Origin of the sequence: Acidithiobacillus sp. M4-SHS-6 (assembly GCF_047421495.1) — a bacterium.
Classification (GTDB): Bacteria; Pseudomonadota; Gammaproteobacteria; order Acidithiobacillales; family Acidithiobacillaceae; genus Acidithiobacillus.
On record NZ_CP175559.1, the window covers coordinates 1413207 to 1431829 of the forward strand.

The 18623-nt window shown below is 55.4% G+C and carries 19 protein-coding genes; all 19 read left to right on the plus strand.

Features of this window, described 5'->3' with window-relative positions; translation table 11 throughout:
* The first annotated feature begins 46 nt into the window (after positions 1-46).
* The 19 genes from phoR (at position 47) to ACJU26_RS07315 (ending at position 18615) form a co-directional block, all read left to right on the plus strand.
* Positions 47-1387, plus strand: a complete 1341-nt coding sequence (phoR, locus tag ACJU26_RS07225; RefSeq protein ID WP_414041826.1) for a phosphate regulon sensor histidine kinase PhoR — start codon at positions 47-49, stop codon at positions 1385-1387.
* A 238-nt stretch (positions 1388-1625) separates the two neighbouring features.
* Positions 1626-2393 carry a phosphate ABC transporter ATP-binding protein PstB gene (pstB, locus tag ACJU26_RS07230; protein ID WP_414041827.1) on the plus strand — a complete coding sequence of 256 codons (768 nt, stop codon included), beginning with the start codon at positions 1626-1628 and terminating at the stop codon, positions 2391-2393.
* 12 nt (positions 2394-2405) lie between these two features.
* On the plus strand, positions 2406-3119 hold the full coding sequence (gene phoU / locus ACJU26_RS07235; protein ID WP_414041828.1) for a phosphate signaling complex protein PhoU: 714 nt from the start codon (positions 2406-2408) through the stop codon (positions 3117-3119).
* A 2-nt stretch (positions 3120-3121) separates the two neighbouring features.
* On the plus strand, positions 3122-4633 hold the full coding sequence (locus ACJU26_RS07240; RefSeq protein ID WP_414041829.1) for a Ppx/GppA family phosphatase: 1512 nt from the start codon (positions 3122-3124) through the stop codon (positions 4631-4633).
* 33 nt (positions 4634-4666) lie between these two features.
* Positions 4667-5254 carry a DedA family protein gene (locus tag ACJU26_RS07245; protein ID WP_414041830.1) on the plus strand — a complete coding sequence of 196 codons (588 nt, stop codon included), beginning with the start codon at positions 4667-4669 and terminating at the stop codon, positions 5252-5254.
* 186 nt (positions 5255-5440) lie between these two features.
* Entirely contained in the window at positions 5441-6193 is a 753-nt protein-coding gene (rpsB, locus tag ACJU26_RS07250) for a 30S ribosomal protein S2 (protein ID WP_414041831.1), read from the plus strand.
* Positions 6194-6223: 30 nt separating this feature from the next.
* Positions 6224-7102 (plus strand): translation elongation factor Ts, encoded by an 879-nt coding sequence (gene tsf, locus ACJU26_RS07255; RefSeq protein ID WP_414041832.1) that lies wholly within the window; start codon positions 6224-6226, stop codon positions 7100-7102.
* Positions 7103-7828: a UMP kinase gene (gene pyrH, locus ACJU26_RS07260; protein ID WP_414041833.1), complete on the plus strand. Its 726-nt coding sequence runs from the start codon at positions 7103-7105 to the stop codon at positions 7826-7828.
* Positions 7825-8385, plus strand: coding sequence for a ribosome recycling factor (gene frr, locus ACJU26_RS07265; RefSeq protein ID WP_414041834.1), 561 nt, complete (start codon positions 7825-7827; stop codon positions 8383-8385). The genes pyrH and frr overlap by 4 nt, the downstream gene beginning before the upstream one ends.
* Before the next feature lie 20 nt (positions 8386-8405).
* Positions 8406-9155 (plus strand): polyprenyl diphosphate synthase, encoded by a 750-nt coding sequence (uppS, locus tag ACJU26_RS07270; RefSeq protein ID WP_414041835.1) that lies wholly within the window; start codon positions 8406-8408, stop codon positions 9153-9155.
* Positions 9137-9955: a phosphatidate cytidylyltransferase gene (locus ACJU26_RS07275; RefSeq protein ID WP_414041836.1), complete on the plus strand. Its 819-nt coding sequence runs from the start codon at positions 9137-9139 to the stop codon at positions 9953-9955. The genes uppS and ACJU26_RS07275 overlap by 19 nt, the downstream gene beginning before the upstream one ends.
* Positions 9952-11130: a 1-deoxy-D-xylulose-5-phosphate reductoisomerase gene (gene ispC / locus ACJU26_RS07280; protein WP_414041837.1), complete on the plus strand. Its 1179-nt coding sequence runs from the start codon at positions 9952-9954 to the stop codon at positions 11128-11130. Before ACJU26_RS07275 ends, ispC begins: the two co-directional genes overlap by 4 nt.
* A 12-nt stretch (positions 11131-11142) precedes the next feature.
* Positions 11143-12498 carry an RIP metalloprotease RseP gene (gene rseP, locus ACJU26_RS07285; protein WP_414041838.1) on the plus strand — a complete coding sequence of 452 codons (1356 nt, stop codon included), beginning with the start codon at positions 11143-11145 and terminating at the stop codon, positions 12496-12498.
* A complete protein-coding gene (gene bamA / locus ACJU26_RS07290) occupies positions 12495-14837 on the plus strand; it encodes an outer membrane protein assembly factor BamA (protein WP_414041839.1) in 2343 nt (780 codons plus the stop codon). The genes rseP and bamA overlap by 4 nt, the downstream gene beginning before the upstream one ends.
* An 18-nt stretch (positions 14838-14855) precedes the next feature.
* Complete coding sequence (locus tag ACJU26_RS07295; protein WP_414041840.1) at positions 14856-15386, plus strand: OmpH family outer membrane protein; 531 nt, start codon at positions 14856-14858, stop codon at positions 15384-15386.
* Positions 15386-16447 carry a UDP-3-O-(3-hydroxymyristoyl)glucosamine N-acyltransferase gene (lpxD, locus tag ACJU26_RS07300; RefSeq protein ID WP_414041841.1) on the plus strand — a complete coding sequence of 354 codons (1062 nt, stop codon included), beginning with the start codon at positions 15386-15388 and terminating at the stop codon, positions 16445-16447. Before ACJU26_RS07295 ends, lpxD begins: the two co-directional genes overlap by 1 nt.
* Positions 16437-16886 (plus strand): 3-hydroxyacyl-ACP dehydratase FabZ, encoded by a 450-nt coding sequence (gene fabZ / locus ACJU26_RS07305; RefSeq protein WP_414041842.1) that lies wholly within the window; start codon positions 16437-16439, stop codon positions 16884-16886. The genes lpxD and fabZ overlap by 11 nt, the downstream gene beginning before the upstream one ends.
* The gene (lpxA, locus tag ACJU26_RS07310) at positions 16883-17665 is read left to right on the plus strand and encodes an acyl-ACP--UDP-N-acetylglucosamine O-acyltransferase (RefSeq protein ID WP_414041843.1); all 783 of its coding nucleotides are present in this window, start codon (positions 16883-16885) and stop codon (positions 17663-17665) included. Before fabZ ends, lpxA begins: the two co-directional genes overlap by 4 nt.
* Positions 17662-18615 (plus strand): Gfo/Idh/MocA family protein, encoded by a 954-nt coding sequence (locus ACJU26_RS07315; RefSeq protein WP_414041844.1) that lies wholly within the window; start codon positions 17662-17664, stop codon positions 18613-18615. Before lpxA ends, ACJU26_RS07315 begins: the two co-directional genes overlap by 4 nt.
* Positions 18616-18623: the final 8 nt, after the last annotated feature.

The following is an 18623-nucleotide window of genomic DNA, read 5'->3' on the forward strand; positions in this document are numbered from 1 at the left end:
TGCACCTCCATCGCCATGATGTCCCCCAAGCGCCTGCCCTGATGCCGTGAAAACACTCCGTGCCTGGATATTCCCGCTGGCGGTATGGGCACTGATTCCCCTTTTTCTGGCAGCCGATGACTTGCGTGCCTGGTCTTATATTCCTCCGGTGCTCATCGCCCTGGTTCTCGCCATCTGGGTGGCCTGGCATCGCCAGCAGTCCCAAAGCTTCAGCGCCTGGTTTCGTAATCCGGATACCCAGCTCCCCCCACTGGCCGGAGGCCTCTGGGAGGAAACCTTTGCCGATGGTTATCACTGGCGGCGGGATCAGGAAGCTCGGCAACGCCAGTTGAGTGCCCAGATCCTGCAGCTGCGCGATGCGCTCCAGGCGATGCCGGACGTCGTGGTGCTGATGGATGAGCGTGGTCAGCTGGTCTGGGTGAATCCTTCGGGTATTCGTCTTTTGCAGCTCCAATGGCCGGATGATGTGGGCAAACCGCTGACTTTCTGGTTGCGCACTCCTGATCTGCGCGCTTTTTTGATGGGTGATGGTCCTTCCAGTATGCAGTTGCCTGCCCCGGCAGATGCCCAGATGCTTCTGGAAGGTGTGCGTTATCCTCTGGCTGATGCCGGTGCCCTGGTCATTTTTCGGGATGTGACCCGCATTCGCCAACTGGAGCAGGTTCGTCAGGATTTTGTGGCCAACGTATCCCACGAGCTGCGCAGCCCCTTGACCGTCGTTCGTGGTTTTCTGGAGAATTTGTTGGATGGACCCTTGGCGGAAGATGAGGAAGTCGGCAGCCAGTTGTATTTGATGGAGCAGCAAACCCTGCGTATGCAATCCCTGGTAGAGGATCTGCTGTCTCTGGCGCGTATGGAAGCCGCTGAAGCTGAACCGGAACGCTGTGATACGGTCCTGATCAGTGCCTTGGTGCTGAGCCTGCTGGACACCCTGAAGCCGGGCATCACTGAAAAAAGATTGCTGATTCACACGGATCTGGATGAGTCCCTGGGCATTTTTGCGGAGCAGGTGGACCTGACCAGCATCCTGCGTAATCTCCTGGAAAACGCCATCAAGTACACCCCCATGGGAAGGAGTATTACGGTGCGCTGGGGGCAGGGTCCCGATGGGCTGCGCTTGATGGTAGAGGATACGGGGGATGGGATTGCCGCCGAGCATCTGCAAAGAATTACCGAGCGCTTTTACCGCGTGGATAAAGGTCGCTCCCGGCGAATGGGGGGGACGGGTCTGGGCTTGGCGATTGTGCGCCATGCCGTGGAACGCTACCACGGTCACCTGGATGTGCGCAGTAAAATTGGCGAGGGGACGACTTTTACCGCACAGTTTCCCCTGTCTTTGGCGCGAAAAGTTTCGGGGAGCGCCGACATTGTCATAAAACGGTCATGAAACCCTGCTATGGTACCTGCTTTGATGGTACGGGTTTACCTTGGGTGTTTTGCAACTCAATGAAAAATGATATGATTTTCCAGAAGTCCTTCATCTTTTTTCCACAGGGATGGTTTTTGCTGCACCATGTGGATTTGCCTTGCTTGTCTCCGCTGGGCCGGGCAATGGCGCTCATGAATACCAGTGTCAGTCTCATCGTCGTAGGATGTTTTCTCTTGAAAAACAGGAGCCCGCTTTGATGTCGGAAACTCGGAATACCAAGCTTTCTGTGCGCCATCTGGATTTTTATTACGGAAGCAATAAATCCCTCAAGGATATCAACCTGGATATGCCCGAGAAGCAGGTTACGGCTTTCATAGGTCCTTCGGGCTGTGGCAAGTCCACCTTGCTGCGGGTATTCAACCGCATGTATTCCCTGTACCCTGGGCAACGCGCTACAGGTGAAGTCCTGCTGGATGGAGAAAATATTCTGTCCCCCGGTATGGATGTCAATATGCTGCGTGCCAAAATCGGCATGGTCTTTCAGAAGCCGACCCCTTTCCCCATGTCCATTTACGATAATATTGCCTTTGGCATAAAGCTTTACGAAAAGCTCCGCAAGGTGGAAATGGATGAGCGCGTAGAAGAAGCCCTGCGTCAAGCCGCGCTCTGGGATGAGGTCAAAAACAATCTCAAGGCCAGCGGACTGGGTCTTTCCGGAGGACAGCAGCAGCGTTTGTGCATTGCCCGGGCCGTAGCGGTAAAGCCGGAGGTGATTTTGCTGGACGAACCCACCTCGGCGCTGGACCCCATTGCCACCCTGAAAATTGAAGAACTGGTCAGTGAACTGCGCAATCAGTTCACCATTCTGATTGTGACCCACAATATGCAGCAGGCAGCCCGGGTGTCCGATTACACGGCTTTTATGTACTTGGGCGAGATGGTAGAGTTTGGGATGACGAATCAAATATTTACCAACCCTGTCAAAAAGCAGACGGAAGATTACATCACCGGTCGGTATGGTTAAGGAGTTCTGAACATGGACAAGGATCAGCATATTTCCCAACGTTTCAATGATGATTTGAACGAAGTGCATGAACTGGTTTTGGCGATGGGGGGGATCGTCGAGGAGCAGATCAGCAATGCCATCCTTGCCCTGCAGACCGGGGATAATGAACTTGCCCGGGAAGTCGTGGCCAGGGATCATGAAGTCAATGGTTATGAAGTGCGGATTGAGGATGAGTGCATCAATATCCTCGCCATGCGCCAGCCAGCGGCTTCGGATTTGCGTCTGGTCATGACCCTCATCAAAAGCATCGCCGATCTCGAACGGATGGGAGACAAGGCCAGTAAAATTGCCGATATGGTTTTGGCTATGGGCCATGGAACCCGCAACGCCAATCCCGCATTCTTGCGCGATGTCGGAGTCATGGCCGACTATGCGCTGAACATGTTGCGCCGGGCCATGGATGCTCTGGCCCGGGCCGATGCCGAGCAGGCCATCGCGGTTGCCAAGGGCGATGAGGTGCTCAATCAGGAGTATCGCTCGGCGCTGCGCCGTCTGATCACCTATATGATGGAGGATCCCCGGACCATCACCCCGGCCATCGATGCCTTGTTCATTGCCAAGGCCATTGAGCGTATTGGTGACCATGCCCGCAATATTTGTGAGTATGTGATTTATCTTGCCAAGGGCAAAAATGTCCGGCATCTTCCTCTGGATCAGGTAGAGCAAAGCATCCAGGGAAAATAATCATGATCGAACCCGAGACCACCGCAGTACTGGATCATTATTTGGCTGCAGTGGATCTGGGTTCCAATTCCTTTCATATGGTGGTGGCGGAAGAACTGGGTCCGGAAATCCGTCTGCTGGATCGCCTGCGGGAAGGGGTGCGTCTGGCCGAGGGATTGCGGGATGATGGCACCCTGGATCCACTGGTGGAAAAACGCGCAATAGCCTGTCTGGCGCGTTTTGGGCAGCGTTTGCGCGGTATTCGTCCAGAGCGGGTGCGGGTCATCGGTACCAATACCCTGCGCCAAGCCAGTGCTGCCGAGGGCTTTGTCCAGGCGATAGAAAACACCCTGGGCTTTCCCCTGGAAATTGTCGCCGGGCGCGAAGAAGCCCGTCTGATTTATCTGGGAGTGTCCCACAGTCTGGCCGTGGATGCCAATGAGCGTCGTCTGGTCATCGATATTGGCGGCGGAAGTACGGAACTCATCGCCGGACAAGGCTTCGTCCCTCACCATCGGGAGAGTCTGCATTTTGGTTGTGTGACCTCCAGTCGGGCTTTTTTTCTGGATGATCTGATCACTGAGGCTGCCTGTGAGCGACTGAGAAAGCGGGTGCGTATGGCGGTGGATCCCATGCTCGAAGAATTTATCGGCCATGGCTGGGATCAGGCCGTGGGTTCCTCGGGTACCGTCAAGGCCATAGCCAGGGTCCTGGCGGAAAATGGACAGGGTACGCGGATCACTCGGGAGGGTATGCACTGGTTGCGCCAGCAGCTCCTGCAGCTGGGTTCGGTGCGGGCCCTGACCCGGATGAAAGGCCTCAAGGCTGATCGCGCCCCGGTTTTTGCGGGCGGTTTCATGATCCTGTTTGGCTTGTTCGAAGCCTTGAACATTCAAGAAATGCGCTTTTCCGAGGGGGCCTTGCGGGAAGGCGCCATCTATGACCTGCTGGGGCGCATTCACCAGGAAGACACCCGTGAACTCAGCATTCTCAGTCTCCAGGAGCGTTTTCATAGTCAGGTGCAGCGCAATCGCGGGGTCTTGGCCTGGGCCGAGCATTTTTTTGCAGCGGCCCGGGAAAGCTGGTCTCTGGACGGCGCCAATCAGCAGTGGTTGCAGTGGGCGGCACTGACCCATGATATTGGCCTGGATATTGCTCACTCCGGCTTTCACAAGCACGGAGAATATATCTGGCGGAATGCCGATCTGGCGGGATTTTCTCGCCGGGAGCAGGGCGTGGTCGCGGCCTTGCTGCGCGCCCAACGTAAGCGTTTACCTCAGCAGCCTTTTTTCGCGGCACTGGGTATTGTCAGCGAAGATGTGCAGACCGTGCAGCGTCTGGCGGTGCTTCTCCGGTTGGCAATCCTGTTTCAGCGGGATGCGCAGATATCCCATTCCGACCTGGACGTGCAGATAGCGGGCAAGGATTTGCGTTTTGTCTTGCCTCCTCACGTTGCTCGGGCGATGCCTCTGCTTTTGGCCGATCTGGAACAGGAACAGGAAAACATAGCCCCTGATTTCCATTTGCACTGGTAAGAGGGTGCTCCCATCGAATTTCTGAACCCGTTGTTGCACTGGTTGCATCTGCCACCCCTTACCCTCGCGGTCATCAAGGAATTTCTTCGCCAGTATGGTTACTGGATCCTTTTTGTCGGGACCTTGCTGGAAGGGGAAGCGGTCGTCATTATCGCCGGGGCCCTCGCCCATGCCGGCGTGCTCGACTTGGGGATGGTGATCCTGGTTTCCTGGCTGGGGAGTACCCTCAATGATCAGGTCTTGTACCAGTTGGGTTCCCGCTATGGGCAACGCCTGATCGATTGCTTACCCCATTTCCTGAAGCGGCATGTGGCCCAGGCAGAGGGGCTCATCCGCCGCTTCGGTGACTGGGTGACCCTGTTGTTTCGTTTTATTTACGGAACCCGCACCATTACGCCGATCCTCCTGGGCCTGCATCATTATCCGCCTCGGCGCTACCTGCTGATGAATCCATTGGCAGCAGCGGTGTGGGCAGCGGTGATCGCCAGCATAGGTTTTGCCCTTGGCGCTTCCCTGAAAAGTCTGCTCAGCGGCGTCCATTATGTTCAACTTGTTTTGTTGCTTCTGGTCTTGCTGGGAGCATTGCTGTACTGGATCTGGCACCGACACAAGGCCCCCTAGTTTTTCCTGACCCCAATACCCCATGGTGCTGGACAGTGCTTGCCCAGAAGGATGGAATCGTGATAAAACGCGCTGGGCTTTGCCCTAATACGCACACTTTGCCTGAGGAAATTTCCGGGTGTCCGCAAGGATGGAATTTCCGGCAGCGTGGTGGATCATAACCCTATGAAAACTGGAGAAATCTCTATGAGCAGCAATGTAAGCATGCGTGCCCTGCTGGAAGCCGGCGTGCACTTCGGTCACCAGGCCCGTTACTGGCATCCCAAAATGGCTCCTTACCTTTTTGGTGAGCGTAATCGCATTCATATTATCAACCTCGAATATACCTTGCCCATGCTCCGTAGCGCGCTGGCGTTCATTGAGCAGGTGTCACGTAAACATGGCCGGGTCCTTTTTGTGGGTACCAAGCGCCAGGCTCGTGAGGCCGTGGAGCAGGAAGCCCGCCGTTGTGGCGCTTTTTTTGTGAATCAACGCTGGCTCGGCGGTACCTTGACCAACTTCAAGACCATTCGCCAGTCCATTCGTCGTCTGGACGAGCTGGATCAAATGTCGGCGGACGGCACCATGGAAAAGCTGACCAAAAAAGAAGGACTGACCCTGTCCCGCGAGCGGGAAAAACTGGAGCGCAGCCTGGGTGGTATCAAGGAAATGAATGGCCTGCCGGACGCCATTTTTGTGATTGATGTGGGTCATGAAAATATTGCCGTGCTGGAAGCGCGTAAACTGGGCATTCCGGTTATTGGGGTAGTGGACAGTAATTGTGATCCCCTGCTGATTGATTATCCGATCCCGGGCAATGATGACGCCACCCGCGCCATTCGTCTTTATACCTCACTGGTCGCCGATGCCATTCTCGCCGGGCGCCAGGGTAGTGAAGCAGATCTATTGGATGAATTCGTTGAAGTGGACGAAGAAAGCATTGAAATCGATGCAGATTGACGCATTCATCACATCAGCTAAGGAGTGATCATGGCTATTAGTGCACAACAGGTTAAAGAATTGCGCGAGCGCACGGGCGCGGGCATGATGGAATGCAAAACCGTCCTGACGGAAGCGGACGGCGATATGGAAGCAGCCATTGATCTGCTGCGCACCCGTGGCTTGGCCAAGGCCGACAAGAAGGCCAGCCGGGTCGCTGCTGAGGGTGTTATCGTGACGGCCCTGGGTGCGGATCGGAAGCAGGGGATTGTCCTTGAGGTCAACTGCGAAACCGACTTTGTGGCCAAGAATGATGATTTTCTGGCTTTGGCCCGGGATTGTGCGGAACAGGCCCTCAAACAGGGGCTGAAAGAAGTGGATGCGCTGTTGGCGGATGCCAGTATGGAGGAAAGGCGCAAGACTCTGGTCAGCAAGCTCGGGGAAAATATCAGTTTGCGGCGTTTGCAGCATTTGCAGGTCAAGGACGGTGTGGTGGGCGCTTATGTGCATGGCGGCCGCATCGGCGTGTTGGTCGCTCTCGAAGGGCAGGCGGCCACGGAAGAACTGGGTAAGGATGTGGCCATGCATGTGGCCGCAGCGCGTCCAGAAGTGCTGCGCCCCGATCAGGTTTCTCCGGAACGCCTGGCGCGGGAAAAGGATATTCTCGTTGCCCAGGCTGCTCAAAGTGGCAAGTCTGCCGATATTATTGAAAAAATGATCTCGGGCCGACTGAACAAGCTGATCAATGAAATCGCCCTGACCGGGCAGGCTTTTGTGAAGGATCCGGACAAAAGTGTAGGACAGCTGGTCAAAAGCTTTCCGGGGGTGGACGTGACTGAGTTCATCCGTTTTGAGGTGGGTGAGGGCATTGAAAAGGCTCCGGTTGCTGATTTTGCCAGCGAAGTCATGGCGCAAGTCCGGGGGTCCTGAATGACCACTCCCCAGTACTCACGAGTGCTCCTCAAGCTCAGCGGGGAGGCTTTGATGGGGGACGGACAATACGGTGTCGACCGTGAGGTCGTACGCCGTATAGCCCGTGAAATCAAGGACATCGTTGACTCGGGAGTACAGGTTGCCATTGTCATCGGGGGTGGCAATATCTTTCGTGGAATGGCCAAGGCCGCCGAGGGCATGGATCGTGCCACGGCCGATTATATGGGGATGCTGGCAACCGTCATGAACGCCTTGGCGGTTCAGGATGCCCTGGAGCATTTGGGCCTGCCCACACGCGTGCTGTCGGCCTTGCATATTGAACAGGTGGCAGAGCCGTACATCCGTCGGCGCGCCATTCGGCATCTGGAAAAAGGCCGGGTCGTCATTTTTGGGGCGGGAACCGGCAATCCTTTTTTTACCACGGATACCGCGGCCAGCTTGCGGGCGGTAGAAATCAATGCTGAACTGGTCCTCAAAGGGACCAAGGTGGATGGTGTCTATACGGACGATCCGGTCACCCATCCCGAAGCCATGCGCTATCGGGAGTTGTCCTATAATCAGGTCTTGGAACAGAATCTGCAGGTGATGGATGCGACAGCCATTACCCTTTGTCGGGATAATGACATGCCCATCATCGTTTTTTCCATCAACAAATCCGGCGCACTGATGCGGGTGATGCTGGGTGAAGAGGAAGGTACTTCGGTGCGTAGAGAGATCCCATGAGTATTCAAGAAATCAGGAAAGACGCTGAAACCCGGATGAAGAAAAGCATCGAGTCCCTGAAAGGGGAATTGACGCGTCTGCGTACCGGGCGTGCCAGTGCCGGTTTGCTGGATCATGTCGTGATTGATTATTACAGTGCCCCGACACCCCTGGCCCAGGTAGCCTCGGTTTCCGTTGCGGATGCCCGTTCTCTGGTGGTGACACCCTGGGAAAAAAATCTGATTCCCAAAATCGATAAAGCCATTCGTGATGCCGGGCTGGGGCTGAACCCCGTGGCGGGTTCGGACAATATTCGCGTGCCCTTGCCGGCCCTTTCGGAAGAGCGACGCAAGGAGATGGTCAAGGTGGTCCGCCAGGAGGGCGAGGCTGCCCGGGTGGCCATTCGCAATATCCGCCGCGACAGCATTTCCCAGGTCAAGGATCTGCATAAACAAAAAATCATTTCTGAAGACGAGGAACGCCAGGCCGAAGAAGTTTTCCAGAAGCTGACAGATCGCTTTGTGGACGAAGTGGATGCGGTGGTGGAGGCCAAGGAAGCTGACCTCATGGAGGTCTGAAACCGGTGCCCGCGCAGCCTATGATCAACCTTTCCACAAAGCCCCTTCACCTCGCCGTGATCATGGATGGTAACGGGCGCTGGGCCTATCGGCAGCATCTGCCACGGGTGGCAGGTCATCGGCGCGGGGCCGAAGTGGTTCGGGAGATGGTCCAGTCCTGCGTGGATTTGGGCATTCCTCACTTGACCCTGTTTGCATTCAGTACGGAAAACTGGCGGCGTCCCGCCCTGGAAGTACGTTTGCTCATGAATCTGTTTCGCCTGTTGTTGAAGCGCGAAGTCCGCAAACTGCATGAAAACGGGGTGCGTCTGCGCATTATTGGCGATCGTAGTGCCTTGGAACGGGATATCCGTCAGTTGGTGGAAGAAGCGGAAGTGCTGACCCGGGATAACGTCCGCTTGCAGCTCAATCTGGCGGTGAATTACGGGGGACGGTGGGATATTACCCAGGCCGCCCGCGCCGCTGTGGCGGCTATCCAGGCGAGTGGTCAGGATCCCCAGATGCTCAGCGAGCAGGATATTGCCAAACACCTCAGTCTGGCCGAGATTCCTGAACCGGATTTGTTGATTCGTACCGGTGGAGAAGAGCGGATCAGCAATTTTCTGATCTGGCAGCTGGCGTACACGGAATTTTATTTTACCGATATACTCTGGCCCGATTTCGACCGTGCTTCACTCGAACGCGCCCTGCACTCTTTTGCACACCGGCAAAGACGTTTTGGTCGCACCGGGGATCAAGTTCTGGAGGGCGATTGCTCCGTCAGCGGCTGATCACCGCCGCGTTGTTGTTTCTGCTGGTTTTTGTCGTTGTTTTTCAGGCTTCTTCCTGGGTTTTTCTGGGCTTTTTGCTGCTCCTGGCCCTCCTTGCCGGACAGGAATGGGGGCGCCTCAGTTTACTCCCGAAATCCGGGGTGCTGCTCTTGTCCCTGTGCTTGCTGCTGCTCTTACCCTTGCCACTCTGGCTGAAAAACCTGCCAGGCCCCCTGTTGGCGGATATGGCGCTGCTGGGATGGTTATTATGGGCGGTGTTCATGCTGGCACAGCCCCCCACGCCTTTGCGCAATGCCCCGCATTGGCAACGTCCGTTGACGGCGATCTTGCTTTTACCGGCATTTTTACCGGCCTTCTGGTTATCCATGGCACTCCAGCAGCAGGCCCCCTTTACATTTTTATGGGCCATTTTGATCATCAGTGCGGGGGATGTGGGGGCCATGAGTTTTGGCAAATTATGGGGGCGCCGACGCCTGATTCCCCGGGTGAGTCCGGGCAAAACCTGGGAAGGTCTGCTGGGTGGCTTGCTTGCCAGCGCCATTGTGGGCACACTGGGAGCCTGGATCTGGCTGGGTACTTATCCGGCTGTCCTTTGGTCAGGTGCTTTGCTGGGAGCCGTGACCGCCCTGTTTGCGGTCATTGGCGATCTGGCTGAAAGTTATCTGAAACGCCGCGCAGGTTGTAAGGACAGTGGGCAATTGTTGCCAGGGCATGGCGGATTGCTCGACCGTCTGGACAGTATCAGCGCGGGTATCCCGGTTTTTGTGGCCGGACTTTACTATCTGGGTTGGTGGAAATGACAAGAGGCATTTGCATTCTCGGAGCCACAGGCTCCATCGGTAAAAATACCCTGGATGTGCTCTCCCGCCATCCAGAAAGATTCCGGGTAGTGGCTTTGACGGGTAATCAGCGGATCCTGGAAATGCTGGAACTCTGCAAAATCCATCACCCTGAGCAGGTGGTGATGGCCTCTCCAGATGCGGCCCAGCAATTACAGGTGCTGCTGCGCGACGCTGGACTCAGGCAAATCCGGGTAGATAGTGGCCCCGAAATGCTTGCCGAGGTGGCCCGTATGGATGGCGTGGATGAGGTGATGGCGGCCATTGTCGGCGCTGCCGGGCTTCTGCCCACACTGGCGGCGGTAGAGGCAGGGAAAAAAGTCTACCTGGCCAACAAGGAGTGTCTGGTCATGGCCGGCAAACTGTTCATGGATCGGGTGCATGCCCGTAACGTGGTCCTGCTGCCCATTGATAGTGAACATAATGCCGTTTTTCAGTGTTTCGCTGATGGCCGTGGCGTTCGCCGTATTTTGCTGACGGCTTCCGGGGGGCCTTTCCGGACCTGGCCCCTGGAGCGCCTGGAGGGAGTGACGCCGGACCAGGCCTGTGCCCATCCCAACTGGGTGATGGGACGGAAAATTTCGGTGGATTCGGCGACGATGATGAACAAGGGGCTGGAGGTCATCGAGGCGCACTGGTTGTTCCAGCTTCCCGCCGAACGAATTGAGGTGGTCATTCATCCCCAAAGCATCATTCATTCCATGGTGGAGTACGTGGATGGTTCCGTGCTGGCGCAACTGGGCAACCCCGATATGCGCACGCCCATTGCCCATGCCCTGGCGTATCCGGAGCGTATGGAGAGCGGAGTATCCTCTCTGGATTTGTCCCAGGCAGCGGATCTGCAGTTCGAGCAACCCGATCTGCAACGTTTTCCCTGTCTGGCCCTGGCTTTCGCGGCCCTGCGCACGGGTGGCGCTGCGGCTACCGTCCTGAATGCCGCCAACGAAGTGGCCGTGCAGGCTTTTCTTGATGAGCACCTGCCTTTTGCCCGGATTGCGGCCGTCGTGGAAGATACCCTGACGGAATTACAACCTGCTGCACCCGATGAATTGGATGCTGTCTTGGCCCTTGATCAGGAGGCTCGGCTGGTGGCCGGCAGGCATCTGCACCGGCATGCGGCATCCCCTTCGGCCTGATCTCGGGATCCTGTGTATATTCTTGAAACCCTGGGCGCTTTTATTCTGGCGATTGGCATTCTGGTGCTGATCCACGAATCCGGACATTTCTGGGTCGCCAAGTTCATGGGTGTCAAGGTGCTGAAATTCAGTATTGGCTTTGGCCCGGCCCTGATCAGTAGACGTTGGGGGCGAGACCATACCGAGTATGTGATTGCCGCCTTGCCCTTGGGCGGTTATGTCAAAATGCTCGGTGAACAGGCGGGAGAAGAGATTCCTCCTGAAGATAGGACCCGGACTTTTGACGCTTTGGCGCCCGGTAAGCGCTTTTTAATCGCTCTTGCCGGGCCACTGGCTAATCTGCTCTTTGCGGTGATTGCCTATGCGGGGGTGGCCTGGATCGGCATTCCAGGTTTGGCTCCCATTATTGGCCTGGTCAATGAACATTCTTTGGCTGCGCAAGCGCAACTGCAGCCAGGTCAGCGCATCACGGCCCTGAATGGACAAAAAGTGTATACCTGGGAAGACTTGCGCACGGGCTTGCTGGCGGCGGCCATTGCCCGTGTCCCAGTGCAACTGCAGACCAGCGATCAGGGGGAGGTGACTACCCATACGCTTCCCTTGCAGTCCCTCAAGGCGGACTCGGTGGGACCGGATTTTCTCGGGAAGGTGATCGGCATGGAGCCCTATCTGCCCGCAACCGTGGGAGCGGTGGAACCCAAAAGTCCCGCGGCTGCGGCGGGACTGGCCGCCGGTGATCGCATCATCAGCATCAACCATCATCCCGTGCCGAGCTGGGAGAGCCTTGCCCGTCAGATTGAATCCCGTCCTGACAAGGTCGTCGAGCTGACTTATCGGACTGCTAGTGGGATCAGCAAAACCGTGCGGATCAAACCGCAGATGTTTCTCGACAAGACGGGAAAGCCCATTGGCCGCATTGGCATTGTGATGGCCCCCCTGCCCAGGGATTTGATCGTCATGCGTCACCGGGGACCCGTGGAAGGGTTGATTTACGGTCTTCATAGTACCTGGCAGATGTCCTGGATGACCCTGGAAATGATTCTACGGATGGTGCAGGGTTTTGTCTCTCCCGATAATATCAGTGGTCCCATTGCCATTGCCGAATATGCGGGTCAGTCCGCCCAGGCAGGGGTGGCGCCATTTTTGTCCTTTCTGGCACTGGTCAGTATCAGTTTGGGTATCCTGAATTTGCTGCCCATTCCCATCCTCGATGGCGGCCATCTGGTGTTTTATACCCTGGAGATGCTGCGGGGTAAACCCCTTTCACCGGCGGTGGTGCAAAAAGCCCAGCAGATCGGTATAGTGCTGCTTCTGATGCTGATGTCCTTCGCTTTCTACAATGATATTATGAGATTGATGACTCCGTGAAAAAATTCAGTCTGACTTCGCTGACGCCTCTTGTCCTTGCCTCGGGTATTGCCTGCATGGCTGCCGTCTGGGCAGCGCCTGCCTGGGCTTTTACGCCCTTTACCGTGAAAAACATCGAAATAAGAGGTCTGCAGCATATTGCTCCTGGGACAGTCTACAACTATCTGCCCATCCATATTGGCGAAGAGGTGGATGATCAGAAAGCCCAACAGGCCATCAAGGATCTATACTCGACCGGATTTTTCAAGGATGTGACCATCGCCCGTTCCAATGACGATTTGCTGGTCGTCGTGCAGGAACGTCCGATTATAGCCAGCATCAAAATGCATGGCATCAAGGCTTTTTCCAAAACAGAGGTGGATGGAACCCTGAAGGGTATGGGCCTGGTGGATCGGCATATTTTCAACAGGTCCATTCTGGATGAAGTGGTCCATGGTTTGCAGCAGCAATATGAAGGGATGGGTTACTATAACGCGAAAATTCATGCCAAGGTTCAGAAACTGCCGCGTAACCGGGTCGCCATTGCCATTGACGCCCAGGAAGGGGAGCAGGCGACGATCAAGCAGGTGACCATTGTGGGCAATCATGCTTTCAGTGAAAGTCGTTTGCGCGGGCTTTTTGATATTGGTGCGCCCAATGCCTTTTCCTTTTTTACGAAAAATGACCGTTATTCCCAGGAAAAGTTGATGAAGGGGCTGGAGGCTCTGCACAACTTTTATCTGGATCGGGGATACCTGAATTTTGATATTGAATCCAGTCAAGTCCAGGTCACGCCCGATCGCCGTTTCGTGTATATCACCGTCAATATCCACGAAGGACCGGTTTATCATATTCAATCCGTCAAATTGAGTGGCAACCTGGTGCTTCCCAAGTCGGAACTGGAAAAGCTGGTGGAAATTCATCCCGGGGAGGTTTTTTCGCGGGCCAAAATCAATGACACCAATAGTGCCATTGCCGATAAGCTGGGGGACTTGGGCTATGCCTTTGCCAATACCACGCCAGTACCAACTGTGGATGAAAAAACCCGGGAAGTAGCCCTGAATTTCGAGGTGGATCCCGGCCGCAAGGTCTATATCCGGCACATCAAGATTACCGGTAATAATCGCAGTCGGGATTATGTGGTGCGGCGTCAGTTCCGGCAAATGGAAGGATCTCTGTATAATGGCGCCCAGATCAAGCGTTCCAAGGAACGTCTCCAGCAGACCGGCTTTTACGACAAGGTGGATACCAAAACCGTTCCGGTTCCCGGCCATCCCGATCAAATGAATCTGGATGTACATGTCAGTGAAAGGCCGACCGGCAGTTTCAGCCTGGGAGTGGGATACTCCAACGCCCAGGGTATTTTGTTCAATGGCTCCATCAGCCAGAATAATTTCATGGGTACTGGTAATGCCCTGTCGTTTTCGGCCGACGTGGGTGGCCTGGGAACGGCCTTTAATCTGGCCTTTACCGATCCCTATTTTACTCCGGACGGTATCAGCCTCGGTTTTAACGTGTACCGGAATGATACCAATCTCTCCAGTCTGGCGGTCGCGCCCTATCAGGAAATTGATTATGGGGCCACGGGTACGCTGGGAATTCCCATCATGCGCAATGTCTATGATTACATGTCATTGGGCTATAGTAACACGACGATCAATCTGACCTCTGGCAGTCCAGCCATTTATAATGAGTATGTGAACACATTCGGAAATAAGGCTACGGCGGTGACCATTGGTAACAGTCTGGTGTATGACAGTCGCAACTCGCCGATTTTCCCCACCAAAGGATTGTATACCAGTCTCGATCTCAAGGCGGCCGTGCCGCCCGGCAAGCTGAGATGGTACAAGGCGGAAGTCAAGGCCGAATATTATCATCCCATAACTTCCTGGCTCACTGGCGGATTGAGTGGTCGCTATGGCTTCATCAATGGTTATGACAGTAAGCCCGTACCTTTCTTCGACAACTATTATCTGGGTGGCCCGACGACGCTGCCGGGGTATCAGACTTATTCTCTCGGTGAGAGGTCCACGGATAATGGTTATCCGGTAGGCGGCACTCGCGAAATTCTGTTTAACGCCAGTTTGTATTTCCCCTTGCCGGGTCTTGCGGATAATCATAATTTCCGGATGTCGCTCTTTGCTGCCAGTGGTTGGGTTTATGGCGTTGAGTCTTATCTAGGCGGTACAAATAGCACGAGGTACTTCCCCAATCTTGGAGATATGCGGACCACTGCGGGTATTGGTTTTCTGTGGATCAGCCCCCTGGGACCGTTGCGCCTTTCCCTGGCTATCCCGCTGGATAAAAAACCCGGTGATCTCACTCAACCCCTGCAGTTCACTGTGGGTAACAACTTCTGATGTTCCGGTGATGTTTCTATGATTCGGCAGTGTTTTTTGGGGGTGTTGTTGATGGCGCTTGCCGGGATGGCCTGGGCGAGCCCCATGAAAATCGGCTTTGTCGACCTGGACAAGGCCCTGCGCGAGCTTCCGGAGGCTCAGGCGGGTGCCGCAAATCTGAACAAGCAGGTGGAAGCCAAGCAGAAGGAAATCGACGCCAAGCGCCAACAAATTGATACTTTCCAGAAGAGCCTGGAAAAAGATTTCCCGCATCTGAGCAATGCCCAGCGGCAGGATCGTGAAGCCCAGTTACAGCGCATGATTCTCAGCCTGCAGCAATTTCAGCGGCAGGCCCAGGATAGCCTGAATTATCAGCGCAACCAGATTCTTAAACACATCCAGAAGCAATTGGTCAAAGTGGTCAGTCAGATTGGACGGGCGGGGCATTACACGGTGATTCTCAATGATAAATCGGTACTTTATGTGAGTGGTGCCATTGATTTGACCGGCCAGGTGGTCGCTGCCATGAATAATGCGTCGGTTCCATCCAAAACGGCAGGTAAAAAATAATGAAAACCGGGACGCATCGCCTCGTGGATCTGGCGCACCATATTGGTGGAGAATTACGAGGAAAGGGAGATTATCCGATTACTGGTGTCGCGCCTCTGGATGTCGCCCAGGCGGGGGACATCAGTTTTTATCAGACGGGTACCTTACGCAGCACTTTGCAGTCCAGTCAGGCTGGGGCGGTGATTCTCGATCCGCAAGCGGCCGGAGACTTTTCCGGAAACTGTATTGTTGTGTCCAATCCCTATGCCGCCTTTGCCAAAATCCTCCAATATCTGTTTCCTGTGCCGCGACATGAACCAGGCATGCACCACAGCGTGCAACTGGATCGCGATGCGCAAGTTCATCCCGATGTGCGGATGGATGCGTTTGTTCGGGTGGAATCGGGAGCGAAAATAGCGGCAGGCGTCTGGTTGGAAGCAGGCGTGTTTATCGGCGCCAACGTCGAGATTGGGGCTGGCACTCATATTTATCCCGGCGTGAAAATTTATCGGGACTGTCGCATCGGTGAGCGTTGCATTATTCACGCGGGCGCGGTCATTGGTGCGGATGGTTTTGGTTTTGCGGAAGAAAATCGGAAATATATCAAAATCCCGCAAGTGGGTGGAGTGTTGATGGGGAATGACGTGGAAGTGGGGGCCAACGCCTGTATTGATCGCGGCGTATTGACCGATACGGTGCTTGCCGATGGCGTCAAAATCGATAATCTGGTGCAAGTGGGTCATAATGTTCACATAGGTGCCCATACCGTCATTGCCGGACAAACCGGGATTGCCGGTAGTACGCATATTGGCCGTCATTGCCGGATTGGGGGGCAGGTGGGAATTGCCGGCCATATTGAAATAGCCGATGGCTGCGTGATCGCCGGACAAAGTGGCATCACCCATTCCCTGCGCATCCCCGGGGTCTATTCCGGCGCGGTCCCAGCTCATGAAATTACCCGTTGGCGACGCATTGTTGCCCGTTTTGACGGTTTGGATACCTTGTTTCGGCGCGTGAAGTTTCTGGAGAAGAAATCTGCGGCACCAGCATCATCTGACGGAGAGCCACTGAATGGTGAGTGAATTGAATATTCAGGATATCATGAAGCGATTACCTCATCGCTATCCTTTTTTACTGGTTGATCGCGTGCTCGATGTGCAAGTGGGCAAGTCCCTGCGTGCCATCAAGAATGTCACCATGAACGAACCGTTTTTTCAAGGCCATTTCCCGGCCATGCCCGTCATGCCTGGAGTTTTGATCATCGAGTCATTAGCCCAGGCAGCAGCTCTGTTGGCTTTTGTCTCGGAGGACAAGTATGGGGAAAATGCTGCCGTGTATTTTGCGGGGATAGACAAGGCGCGCTTTCGTAAACCGGTCACTCCGGGTGATCGTCTGGAATTGCTCGCTAATGTGAGTCGCCGCCGTTCTGGCATGTGGCAAATGGAAACTCAGGCCTTGGTAGATGGTTCCGAAGTGGCCTCGGCTCTTTTGTTGGCTACCCTGCGGGAAACGGCCCCATGAGTGCCCATATCCATCCCACGGCCATCGTAGAGCCTGGCGCAAAAATTGGTTCAGGATGTAAAATCGGTCCTTTTGCCGTGATTGGCGCCGAGGTGGAAATAGGTGAGTACTGCCAGATTGGTGCCCATGCGGTTCTGGAAGGCCCTACCCGGATCGGTAGCCATAATCAGATCTTTCAGTTTGCTTCGGTAGGGACGGCGCCTCAGGATATGGGTTATAAAGGCGAATCCACAGCTCTGGAAATGGGTTCTCACAATACCCTGCGGGAGTTTGTGACCGTCAATCGCGGGACCGTGAAGGGCGGTGCTGTGACCCGCATCGGCAACCATAATCTGTTGATGGCCTATTGTCATGTGGCCCATGACTGCCATATCGGCGATCAGGTGGTGATGGCCAATGCCGCCACTCTGGCCGGGCATGTGAGTATCGAGGATCATGCCATTCTCGGCGGGCTTTCTGCCGTTCATCAGTTTGCCCGGGTGGGTACGCACGCCATTTTGGGTGGTGGAACCATGGCGCCCCTGGATATTCCTCCCTACATGATGGCCGCTGGCAACCATGCCAGTCTGCATGGCATCAACGTGCGCGGCCTGGCTCGACGCGGCATTTCACGGGAGACTATTTTGCAGATCAAGCGCGCCTATCGGCTTTTGTTTCGCTCCGGACAACGTCTGGATGCGGCGATGGAAGAAGTCGTGCAGCGTGGTCTCGATGCCCCGGAAATTGCGCATCTTCTCGACTTCATTCGCAGCAGCAAAAGAGGGATTACCCGGCCATGAAGCATCTCAAGACCGCTGTCATCGGTGTGGGTCATTTGGGCCGTTTTCATGCTCAGAAGTATGCCAGTCTCTCCGCCCTGCAAGGGGTGTATGATGCCAATCCGACCCGGGCTGCCGAACTCGCACAGGAACTGGGTTGTCGGGTGTTTTCCAGTATTCCCGAGCTGCTGGCTTCGGTAGAAGCCATTTCCATTGCCACGCCCACCTCTGCCCACCATGAAGTTGCTGAAGCCGCATTGCGCGCCGGGGTCCACTGTCTGGTGGAAAAGCCGTTTACTCTGAATGTTCAGGAAGCCGATGCCTTGATCTCCCTGGCTCAAGAAAAACAACGGGTGCTGGCTGTTGGACATATCAAACGGGTACATCCAGCTATCCGATACTTGCGCCAGGCCGGTTATGGGCCACCCCGCTATCTGGAAGCCGAACGCCTGGCGCCCTTCAAGCCGCGCTCTCTGGATATTGATGTGATCATGGACCTCATGATTCACGATCTGGATCTCACTTTATTGCTCACCGGAGCTGAACCTGTGGATGTTCGCGCGGTGGGGGTGGCGGCGGTGACGGACAAGGCCGATATGGCCAATGCCTGGGTTACCCTGCATAATGGCACCGTAGCCAATCTTGCCGCTTCCCGGGTGGTACGCGAGCCGGCCCGGCGTTTGCGGATTTTCTGGCAGGATCGTTACGCCTCTGTGGATTTTATCCAAAATAGCCTGCACATTTATCATCGCGGTGAAGGGGCGGTGCCCGGTATTCCCGGGGTTCGGGATGAAGCCGTCGTCTTGCCCAAGACCGATGCGCTGGCCGCCGAGATTGAAGACTTCCTCGCCGCAGTCACGCAGCAATCCCCGGTATTCTGTGACGGGATGGCGGGTCGTCGGGTGCTGGCTGCGGCCTTGCAGGTACGCGGGGCGGTGGATGAATTCCTTTCCCGTAAGCAGGAAAAATAAACAGGAAA

Excerpts from the sequence above, each read along its gene's own strand:
- lpxD (WP_414041841.1), top strand. The coding sequence starts at position 15,386 with ATGAAAACCGGGACGCATCGCCTCGTGGATCTGGCGCACCATATTGGT.
- lpxA (WP_414041843.1), top strand. The coding sequence starts at position 16,883 with ATGAGTGCCCATATCCATCCCACGGCCATCGTAGAGCCTGGCGCAAAA.
- ACJU26_RS07295 (WP_414041840.1), top strand. The coding sequence starts at position 14,856 with ATGATTCGGCAGTGTTTTTTGGGGGTGTTGTTGATGGCGCTTGCCGGG.
- uppS (WP_414041835.1), top strand. The coding sequence starts at position 8,406 with ATGATCAACCTTTCCACAAAGCCCCTTCACCTCGCCGTGATCATGGAT.
- ACJU26_RS07240 (WP_414041829.1), top strand. The coding sequence starts at position 3,122 with ATGATCGAACCCGAGACCACCGCAGTACTGGATCATTATTTGGCTGCA.
- frr (WP_414041834.1), top strand. The coding sequence starts at position 7,825 with ATGAGTATTCAAGAAATCAGGAAAGACGCTGAAACCCGGATGAAGAAA.
- tsf (WP_414041832.1), top strand. The coding sequence starts at position 6,224 with ATGGCTATTAGTGCACAACAGGTTAAAGAATTGCGCGAGCGCACGGGC.
- ACJU26_RS07315 (WP_414041844.1), top strand. The coding sequence starts at position 17,662 with ATGAAGCATCTCAAGACCGCTGTCATCGGTGTGGGTCATTTGGGCCGT.
- fabZ (WP_414041842.1), top strand. The coding sequence starts at position 16,437 with ATGGTGAGTGAATTGAATATTCAGGATATCATGAAGCGATTACCTCAT.
- ispC (WP_414041837.1), top strand. The coding sequence starts at position 9,952 with ATGACAAGAGGCATTTGCATTCTCGGAGCCACAGGCTCCATCGGTAAA.
- pstB (WP_414041827.1), top strand. The coding sequence starts at position 1,626 with ATGTCGGAAACTCGGAATACCAAGCTTTCTGTGCGCCATCTGGATTTT.
- phoU (WP_414041828.1), top strand. The coding sequence starts at position 2,406 with ATGGACAAGGATCAGCATATTTCCCAACGTTTCAATGATGATTTGAAC.
- rpsB (WP_414041831.1), top strand. The coding sequence starts at position 5,441 with ATGAGCAGCAATGTAAGCATGCGTGCCCTGCTGGAAGCCGGCGTGCAC.
- pyrH (WP_414041833.1), top strand. The coding sequence starts at position 7,103 with ATGACCACTCCCCAGTACTCACGAGTGCTCCTCAAGCTCAGCGGGGAG.